This is a genomic window from Longimicrobiaceae bacterium (assembly GCA_035696245.1).
Taxonomy (GTDB): domain Bacteria; phylum Gemmatimonadota; class Gemmatimonadetes; order Longimicrobiales; family Longimicrobiaceae; genus DASRQW01.
Genome location: DASRQW010000081.1, coordinates 1 through 8,897 on the forward strand (window position 1 = coordinate 1; position 8,897 = coordinate 8,897).

9 protein-coding genes are annotated in these 8,897 nt (G+C 72.0%); 2 read left to right on the plus strand and 7 right to left on the minus strand.

The window, feature by feature from the left end; translation table 11 throughout:
* Positions 1 to 960 (minus strand): YhjD/YihY/BrkB family envelope integrity protein (locus VFE05_03900; protein ID HET6229197.1); only part of this gene is annotated, 960 nt, incomplete at its 3' end.
* A 141-nt stretch (positions 961 to 1,101) separates the two neighbouring features.
* Here VFE05_03900 and VFE05_03905 point away from each other — a divergent pair.
* Positions 1,102 to 1,614, plus strand: a complete 513-nt coding sequence (locus VFE05_03905) for an NUDIX domain-containing protein (GenBank protein HET6229198.1) — start codon at positions 1,102 to 1,104, stop codon at positions 1,612 to 1,614.
* 481 nt (positions 1,615 to 2,095) lie between these two features.
* Here the strand turns inward: VFE05_03905 and VFE05_03910 are convergent, their stop codons facing one another.
* The 4 genes from VFE05_03910 to VFE05_03925 all read right to left on the minus strand — a co-directional run bounded on the left by VFE05_03910 (position 2,096) and on the right by VFE05_03925 (position 5,396).
* Positions 2,096 to 2,491, minus strand: coding sequence for a hypothetical protein (locus tag VFE05_03910; GenBank protein ID HET6229199.1), 396 nt, complete (start codon positions 2,489 to 2,491; stop codon positions 2,096 to 2,098).
* Between the two features lie 383 nt (positions 2,492 to 2,874).
* Entirely contained in the window at positions 2,875 to 3,291 is a 417-nt protein-coding gene (locus VFE05_03915; GenBank protein HET6229200.1) for a hypothetical protein, read from the minus strand.
* Positions 3,292 to 3,414: 123 nt separating this feature from the next.
* On the minus strand, positions 3,415 to 4,722 hold the full coding sequence (locus tag VFE05_03920; GenBank protein ID HET6229201.1) for a HAMP domain-containing sensor histidine kinase: 1,308 nt from the start codon (positions 4,720 to 4,722) through the stop codon (positions 3,415 to 3,417).
* Entirely contained in the window at positions 4,719 to 5,396 is a 678-nt protein-coding gene (locus VFE05_03925; GenBank protein ID HET6229202.1) for a response regulator transcription factor, read from the minus strand. The genes VFE05_03920 and VFE05_03925 overlap by 4 nt, the downstream gene beginning before the upstream one ends.
* A gap of 140 nt (positions 5,397 to 5,536) precedes the next feature.
* Here VFE05_03925 and VFE05_03930 point away from each other — a divergent pair, with 140 nt between their 5' ends.
* A complete protein-coding gene (locus VFE05_03930) occupies positions 5,537 to 7,060 on the plus strand; it encodes a trypsin-like peptidase domain-containing protein (protein ID HET6229203.1) in 1,524 nt (507 codons plus the stop codon).
* Between the two features lie 288 nt (positions 7,061 to 7,348).
* On the opposite strand, the gene VFE05_03935 is transcribed toward VFE05_03930, so the two are convergent.
* Positions 7,349 to 8,098, minus strand: coding sequence for a hypothetical protein (locus tag VFE05_03935; protein ID HET6229204.1), 750 nt, complete (start codon positions 8,096 to 8,098; stop codon positions 7,349 to 7,351).
* 389 nt (positions 8,099 to 8,487) lie between these two features.
* Positions 8,488 to 8,897 (minus strand): tetratricopeptide repeat protein (locus VFE05_03940; protein HET6229205.1); only part of this gene is annotated, 410 nt, incomplete at its 5' end.

An 8,897-nucleotide genomic window follows, 5' to 3' on the forward strand; every position in this document is an offset into this window, starting at 1 on the left:
CGTGTCGCCCAGCGCGGAGAAGATGTTGGAGCCGGACCACAGCGCCAGCAGCAGGCCGATGGACAGCGGCCCCGGCGCGTTCTTGAGCACCACGTCGCTCACGAAGCCCTTCACCATCGCCCCCGCCTCGCTGGGCAGCGACGACGAGAGGTGCGCGGTGAGCCAGTCCGCCGTCTTGGGCCCGCCGAAGATGCCGGTGAGGCCGAACAGCGCCATCACCGCGGGCGGGAACGACATGAAGAAGTAGTACGCGACCTTGGCCGCCTGGTTGGAGATGTCGTCGCGCGAGAACTCGTGCGCCACGCGCTTCCACAGCGGCGCGGTGACCGGCAGCTCCTCGTCCGCCGCGTCCGCCTTGCCCTGTGCGCCCGCGGCCGGCTTCTTCGCACGGCCCTGCCGCTCGTCCACCGCGGTGCCGGTGCGGGCGTGGCGCGCCGTGTCCGCCGTCGCGCCCGTGGACGTGACGGTGCTCGAGGCGAGCATCCGCTCGTGCGAGAGCGCGCCGTGGCCCACGGGGTCGCCCCCGAGCGTGGCCTTCAGCTCCGCCACCTCGGCGCGGGCCCAGTCGCCCGTGTCGCGCAGGGTGGTGAGGGTCTGCTCCGGCGCCACCTGCTCGCTCCCCAGCTTCTTCATCCCGCTCATGCTCAGGAACGCGCCGCCGCCCACCAGCACCAGCCCCACGATCAGCGCCGCCAGCGAGTAGTGGCCGCCCATCAGGTGACCCAGGAAGCCGATCAGCGCGCCCAGCAGCACCAGCGCGCCCACCGCCGCCAGCACCCCGCCCACCGCCACCGCGCCGGCGTCCTTCACCAGCCCGGCCACGTTGGCCTTCAGCTCCGCCTTGGCGAGGGCCATCTCCTGCCGGATCAGCGCCGAGGCGTCGGCCGCCAGGGCGCGCAGCAGGTCGCCAAGCGACGGCTCCCCGGCGGGGGGGAGGTCGTGTCGTGTGGTGGGATCCATTCGGATTTCTTTCCGGTCCGGTGAAGGAATGTCCAAGCTTCCGGCGCCGCGGGGGAGCAATTTCCTTGCCCGTTGCCTGACACCGTTCAACGTACCAGATTGGCGCTACGCGGGAGCCTGCACCCGAACGTGGAGGCTGGATTGAGGAGAATCACGCAGAACGCCGCGGGCATCGTGCTGTTCCGCCCGCTGCCGGACGGGCGGCGCTACCTGCTGGTGCGCTCGGCGCTCACGCGGCGGCCCATCTGGGAGTTCCCCAAGGGCGGCGTGGAGGAGGGCGAAACCGACGCCGAGGCCGCCGAGCGCGAGCTGCGCGAAGAGGCGGGTCTGGCGCTGGGCGAGTACCGCGTGCGCGGCGGCTTCCGCGAGGAGGAGCGCTACGTCTTCACGCAGGGCCGCGGCGAGGGCCGCAGCCTCATCGTCAAGCGCGTCGTCTACTTCCTGGCCCAGGCGGAGAGCGAGCGCGTGGAGATCTCGTCCGAGGCCGAGGAGTTCCGCTGGTGCACCTTCGACGAAGCGCACCGCCTCCTCCGCTTCCCCGGCAAGCGCGCCGTGCTGGAGAAGGCCGAGCGCACCCTCGCCGAAGCCTTCAGCGAGGTCCCCGCCTCCCCCCGCGTCCTCACCCCGGACAGCGCCAACGCCCTCCCCGCCTGACGCAGCTCCTTCCGAAGCAGTCCCGCTTGACCGCACACACCCGCACGATTGCGCGTCCGCCACGACGATCGCAGGCGAAAGTTGGTGGGCCAGACCACCGGCGGACCACCGGCGGCCAAAACTCTTCGCTCGTCTTCCAACTCACCGACGCGTCCTCGTCCGATGCGGAATCCGGGTAGATCGACTTGCCTTCGCGGAGTCTCGCGGACGCGGTTCGGACCATCGGTAGCAGCCCACGGAGGTGGGCTTGGCGCCGTCGTAGCCCGCGGCTTTAGCCGCCAGGGCGATGCTGCCGCACCGATTCTCCCGGATTTCGTCTGACGCTGAATCGCCATCTCACGACAAGCAGCGCGTATGACGGGAGATGAACAGCCGCCGACCATCGCGCCCCGCCGTGGCGTTTCCGCGGATGCGCAGCAGAACGAAGAAGAGCCCGACGACAATCCGCCGGGCTCTTCTTCGCGTCTCGACTCCCAAGCCGCTACGGACGCCGGGCGGGGACGTTCGCGGGGGGCTTCGGCGGGGCTCCCGCGGCGCTGCCGGAGCCGGGGCCGCCGCTGCCCGGGCCCGCGCCCGTCGGTCCGGCGTTGTTGACCGGGGCGCCGCCCGTGGAGTCCGGCGGAGCGATGGCCGAGCCCGTGCCGGTGGGCGCGTTCGCACCCGTGGCAGCGGGGCCAGCGGCCGTGCCAGCCGGGGCCATCGTGCCGCTGGGCGTGGCCGGCACGGGCGTCTCGCTGCCGGGTTGCGGCGCGTTCGCCGAGCCCGCGTCGGTGTTCGTCTGCTCGGGCGCGCTCTGCGAGTTTCCGCCCACGCTGTTGCAAGCTCCCAGGCCCACCAGGGCCGCCACGACGGCCGCGGGGAACAGCTTGTTGCGCATCTCCGTCTCCGTGTTCCAGGTCCGTTCACAGCCCTCGGCCGGCGCGGCGATGCGAGCTTCGGGCCGCCGCTTCCGCACCCGCGCGATCCGCCGCGGGAGACGGAAATCATCTACGCATCGGCTCCGTCGCACACGTGCCGAGCGTTCGGCAGATGGTGTTCGGTGATCGATCACGGGGGTCGGTAGATGCGCATCGTGCTCGCCGCTCGGAAGCCGCGGCGCGGCGCGAGTCACCTGAATCCCGGCTGTTCGGAGGAGACGACGAGAGCTCCCGACCACGCCCCATCGCGGTCCCACGTTCCTCGCTCGATGCGAGCGGCGGAGCGAACGAGCCCGGCGGCAGGCTGCCACCGGGCTCAGTTGGTCGTGCGTCGGACCTCAGGTCACGGAGGCGTGGTGCCGCCCGCGCCGCCTGCGCCACCCGTCGTGCCGCCAGCGCCGCCCGTGGTGCCGCTGGTGCCCGTGGCGCCGCCGGTGGTGGCGGCCCCGCCCGCGCCGGTGCCGGTGGTGCCCGCCGCGCCCGTCGCCCCGGCGCCCATCCCGCTGCTGTCCGTACCCATCGTCCCGGTGGTGCCCATGGCCGCGGAGTCGGTCGCCATCGTGCCGCCGGCCGCGGTTCCCGTCCCGGCGGCGCCGGTGCCCGCGTCGGTGGTCGCGGCCGACCCGCTGGTCCCGCCGCCCGATGCGCCGGTGTCCGATGCGCCGCCCGCGCTGCCGCCGTTGTCGCCGCTGCCGCCACAGGCGGCCAGCGTGAGGAACGCCCCCGCGGCCAGGGTGTGGATCAGCTTGTTCCGAAGCATGCCGAATCTCCGTCGTTCAGGTTCCGCGCGCGGAGCCCCCGTCCGCGCCGGGCCCGGCAGACCGCAACAACGGGACACCCCGCCGTAGCACGTTTCCGTCTCCACCGGTGCCCTGCACCGCGTTCAGCGCGGCAGGCGCACCCGAAAGGTGCTGCCTGCGCCGGGCTCGCTGGCCGCCTCGATCACGCCGCCGTGCTGCTCCGCGATCATCCGCGCGATCGCAAGGCCCAGCCCGGTGCCGCCGCTGTGCTCGCGCGCCGCGTCGGCACGGTAGAAGCGGTCGAACACGCGCGGCAGCTCATCGGCCGCGATGCCGCTGCCGGTGTCCTCCACCGTCACCTGCACCCACCCCTGCGCCTCGCCGCCGACGGCCGGGACGAGGGACGTGCCGCCGCTCTCGGACACCGTGACCGGCCCGTCCGCATCGCGCACGGTGATCTCCACGCGGCCCGCCTCGGTGAACTTCACCGCGTTGGAGACGAGGTTCAGGAAGAGGCGCCGCAGCGACCCCGCCGTGCCGCGCACCACCGCGTGCTCCGGCGCGCTCAGCCGCACCTCCACCGGCTTGCCCTCCGCCAGCGCGCCGCCGATCTCCGCCACTTCGGCGAGCACGGGGACCAGGTCCACCGGGGCCAGCCCTGAAGGCTCCTCCGCCTCCTCGCCGCGGGCGAGCTGGAGCAGGTCTTCCACAAGGTGCAGCATCGACCGCGTCTCTTCCAGGATCTCGCCCAGCGTCTCTCGCAGGTCCTCGGGCGAGCGTTCGCGGGCCAGCGCGACCTCGGCCGTGCCGCGGATCACGGTGAGCGGCGTACGCAGCTCGTGGCTGGCGTCGGCCGTGAAGCGGCGAAGCGCCTCCACCGCGCGCTGGAGACGGGCCAGCATGCCGTTGAAGGCCAGCGCCAGCTCCTGCAGCTCCGCCGGCTGCCCCTCCTCCCTCACCCGCCGCGACAGCCCGCCGATCCCGATCTCGCGCGACGCGGCGACCAGGCGGTTCAGCGGGTCCAGCAGCCGCTCCGCCAGCGAGCGCCCGGCCAGCGCCGCCGCCAGCGCGGTGACGGGGATCAGCAGCAGCGAGATGAGCGCGAACGAGCGCAGCGTCTTTCCTTCCACGTCGCCGGTCCGCGCCACGTAGATGGTGACCACGTCGCCCGTCGGAAGAAGGGTGCGGCGGCGCAGGGCTTCGACGTTCCCCTCGCCGGGCGGCACCTTGTCCTCCCGCACCTCCACGCGTGGCACCTGCGGCGGGATGATGAGCTGCTCGGCCGCCTGCGCGGTCTGCCGCAGCGACTGCGTGCCCGTGCTGGCGAGCGACTGGCGCAGGATCAGCCACGTCGCCGTGGCGAAGAGCGTGAGGGAGACGAGGAGGACCACCGAGTAGCCCAGCACGATCTCGCGCCGCAGCGAGGCCGGGCGGCGGAAGGGGACGCTCAAGCCTCCCTCCCGACGCTGCGGATGGTATAGCCCACCCCGCGCACCGTCACGATCAGCTCGCGCTCGCGGTCCAGCTTGTTGCGCAGCGAGTTGATGAACACGTCCACCACGTTGGTGCCGGGGTCGAAGCGGATACCCCACACGTGCTCCATCAGCGTGGCGCGCGACAGCGGCCGGTCTGCGTTGCGCAGGAGGTATTCGAGCAGCGAGAACTCTTTCGGCGTCAGCTCCACCGCCTCGCCCGCCTTGCGCACCTCGCGCGTCGCCGGGTCCAGCTCCACGTCGCCCGCCCGCAGCGTCGCCGGCGCCCCGGCAGACGAGCGGCGGAGCAGCGCCCGCAGCCGCGCCGTGAGCTCCGAGAAGTCGAACGGCTTGGTGAGGTAGTCGTCGGCCCCGGAATCCAGCCCCTCTACCTTGTCCTCCGTGCGGTCCTTGGCGGTGAGCAGGAGGACGGGCAGTGCGACGCCCGCGGCACGGAGGTCGCGGACGAGGTCGAAGCCGTTGCGGCCGGGGATCATCACGTCCACCACCGCGGCGTCGAAGCCTTCGGCCGTGGCTTTCGCGAAGCCCTCGTCGCCGTCCGTGGCAGTCTGGACGACGTAGCCCTCCTCGCGCAGGCCCTTGGCGATGAAGCCGGCGATGCGGGTGTTGTCCTCCACGATCAGGATGCGCATCTTAGGATTAAGATCCCTTAATCTACGGTTAACCCATCTCTAATCGACGCGGGGGGTTAGGCAGGAACGGGCGCCGAACGGTGTGGGTACGAAGCTGCGTGGTAGCACCCGGAAGATCAAGCTCGCACAGGAGACCCGAGATGAACAGGCACGTACGCAGGATCGCCGTTCCCGGAGCCCTCGTCCTTGGGCTCGCGACCGCCGCCACGGGCGTGGAGGTCGTCCGCACCTCGCTTACCCGCGCGTCCGCGCAGACGGGCATCCCGCCGCTGCCGCCCGCGAATGCGCCGGCGCCGCAGGCCGGCCCGGTGGGCGAGGCGAACTCGCTGGCCACCGCGTTCCGCACCGCCAGCCGCACCGCGTTTCCCGCGGTGGTCTACATCCGCACCGAGGCCGTGCGCACGGTGGAGAACCGCGTGCCGCAGGAGTTCCGCGGCACGCCGTTCGAGCAGTTCTTCGGCGGCCCCGGCGGCGGGCAGAGCAGCCAGCCCGAGGTGGTCGCCGGGAGCGGCTTCATCGTCTCGCAGGACGGCTACGTGCTGACGAACAACCACGTGGTGGCCGGCGCCAACCGCGTGACCGTCACGCTCACCGACAAGCGCGAGTTCAGCGCCCGCGTGGTGGGCCGCGACCCCAACACCGACATCGCGGTGCTCAAGCTGGAGGGACGCGGCTTCCCCACCGTCCAGCTCGGCAACTCCGACGGCCTGCAGACGGGCGACTGGGTGCTGGCGCTGGGCTACCCGCTCTCGCTGGGCGAGACGACCACGGCCGGCATCGTGAGCGCCAAGGGCCGCTCCATCGGGATCATGCGGGAGAACGAGGGCGCCACCCAGCCGCTGGAGCACTTCATCCAGACCGACGCCGTCATCAACCCCGGCAACTCCGGCGGGCCCCTGATCGACCTCCAGGGCCACGTGGTGGGCATCAACAGCGCCATCGCCTCGCCCACGGGCTACTACAACGGCTACGGCTTCGCGGTGCCCATCTCGCTGGCCAAGCGCGTGGCCGACGACCTGATCCGCTACGGCACGGTGCACCGCCCCATGATTGGGGTGCAGATCCACGACGTGTCGTCGGCCGACAAGGAGGTCTTCAAGCTCGACGCGGCCGCGGGGACCGTGGTGGCGGGCGAGCCCACCGGCCCGGCGCGCGACGCGGGCCTGAAGCTGGGCGACGTGATCGTGGGCGTGGACGGCGCCCGCATCGACGACACGGGCGACCTGATGGAGCGCGTGGCCCGCAAGCAGCCGGGCGACGACGTGGTGCTCGACATCGTCCGCTACGGCGACCGCCAGCGGCTCACGGTCAAGCTCTCGGCCATGCAGGCGCAGCCGGTGACGCAGGCTGGCACCGCGCGGAAGCAGCCGGTGAGCGCCGGCACGAAGCTGGGCTTCCGCACCGAGCGCATCGACGACGCGACGGCGCGGCAGAACGGCCTCCCGGCCGGCGGCCTGGTGGTGACCGACGTGGACCGGGGGAGCCCCGCGTGGCCGGTGATCAAGGCCGGGCTGCGCATCGAGAGCGTGAACGGCGTGGCGGTGAGCACCCCCGGAAGCGTGGAGTCGGCCGCGGCGCGCATCCAGCCGGGCCAGGCGGTTTCCATCGTCGCCCGCACCCCGGACGAACAGAAGGTCATCATCAACTACCGGGTGCCGAACTGACGCGGATGCCTCTCCGCCGAAGCGAGCCTTGGGTGGAGAGGCTGAGGATGTGAAAACGAAGGAGCCCGCCGGGATTTTCCGGCGGGCTCCTTCGTTCTGTTGCTGCCGGGAGAGGCCCCCTCCCCGGCTCGCTCAGGCTCGCCGACCCTCCCCCAAAACTGCCTGGGGGAGGGTTGGTTCGTTCTCGCGCGGTGTCCTGTCGGTTTGTCGTTGCGGTAGTCTCCGCAGGGGAACTTCGCGGCTGCGTGCGGCGGTTTCGACCGACGGGCATGCCTTCATCCGCCGCTCTCACGCCTCCACGAGCGATGCGCCCTGGGCGAACACGCGCTCGTCGCCGAAGTGGAAGATGCTGGCCTTCACGTCCGCGGCGATCTTGCGGAAGCGCTCGGCGCTGGCGCGGGGGATGGTGACACGCGAGAAGAGGATCACCGCGAACAGGTCGCCGCTCGGCAGCAGCCCGCCGAAGCCCAGCACCGACGCGATCCCGAACGGCTCCACGAACTCGGCCTGCGCGGGGATGTACGGGCTGCCGGGCGCCGTCTCCACGTGGAAGACGTTGTACGTGCGGCCTTCGGCGTCGTCCAGCAGCTCGGCCGAGGCATGGATCAGCGGCTCCACCTCCAGGCCCAATTGGCGGATGAGCTGCGCGATCATGGGCGCGCGCTCCACCACCTCCACGCTCAGCAGGGGGATCGCGCGGTGGCCGCGCGACTCGTGCCGTGAGTTCCACTCCGGCTGGTCGCCCGCGGTGCCGAGCAGCGTCAGGCACTTCACCGCGGCGTCGGGCGCGGCGCCGCCCAGCTGCAGGCGCACGAACTCCTTCAGGTCCTCGGGGAGCCGGCCGTACGCGTGCGTCTTGTAGAAGCGCACCATGGCGCATTGCCGCGACCCGTCGCCGTCGCCGCACTGCTCGTACAGGTAGCGGATGATGGACTCCGCGGCCTGCTCCATCGTGTCCGTGTCGGCGGTGGCGCGGTGCAGGCCGTTGCCGCAGCGCAGCATGTCCAGCAGCGAGAAGGCGCGGAGGTCGAGCGCCATGCGATCCCTTGGGTCGTGATGATGGGGAGCGAACCGCGAAGCTGCGAGGTCCGTCCGCCGGGCGGATGGGTTCTAGTGGCCGGAAAGGTCCCGGCGCCCGGCGAATCCTCGACGGTGATGGAGTTTCCGTGCCACGGGGCAGTGCGTACGCCGCTCCGGTATCGTCCCGCGTCAGAAACGTAAGATGGCCGCCAGAGAAGCGGAACGGGCTCGCTGCTGATGCTTCGCGTCCCTTCTCCTTCTACGCCGCGGCGCGCTCATCCGCCGCGCATCGTCCGTGGGTCAACCGCCGTACATCGCCCGTAGAGCCGTGATCCATCCGCCCTGCCGAACGGTGCACGGCTTCGGAAGATGGACGGCGGGCGATGGTTCGACGCGAGCCGCTGCCGTCAGATCCTTTCGGCGGATGTGGAGCGTCGCACGCGGCGCACGAGCTCGGCGGCGCGGGTTTCCGCCGGGTCGAGCGCGAGTGCGCGGCGGAACGCGGCTTCGGCAGCGGCGGGGTCGCCTGCGGCGGACAGGCCCTCGCCCAGGCTGGTCTGCGCCTGCGGTGACTGCGGGTACAGCTCGGCCGCCAGGCGGAAGACGGCCACCGCGTCGGCGGTGCGGCCGCGGGCGAGCAGGGCGCGGCCGAGGCGGTCGATGTTCCATTCCTCGTCCTTCAGCGCGTTCGGGTCGCGCGCCCGCGCCGTCCTCGCCTGTGCCGCGAGCGCGGGAACGCCATCGCGGGTGACGCGCGCGACCGCGGAGTCGAGCTGCGCGTCGTGCGTGCGGCCGAAGTCGGTGTCCCACGCTTCCA

Bases quoted from the DNA above. Each gene is read 5' to 3' on its own strand.
- VFE05_03910 (HET6229199.1), bottom strand. From the start codon at position 2,491: ATGCGCAACAAGCTGTTCCCCGCGGCCGTCGTGGCGGCCCTGGTGGGC.
- VFE05_03915 (HET6229200.1), bottom strand. From the start codon at position 3,291: ATGCTTCGGAACAAGCTGATCCACACCCTGGCCGCGGGGGCGTTCCTC.
- VFE05_03925 (HET6229202.1), bottom strand. From the start codon at position 5,396: ATGCGCATCCTGATCGTGGAGGACAACACCCGCATCGCCGGCTTCATC.
- VFE05_03930 (HET6229203.1), top strand. From the start codon at position 5,537: ATGAACAGGCACGTACGCAGGATCGCCGTTCCCGGAGCCCTCGTCCTT.
- VFE05_03935 (HET6229204.1), bottom strand. From the start codon at position 8,098: ATGGCGCTCGACCTCCGCGCCTTCTCGCTGCTGGACATGCTGCGCTGC.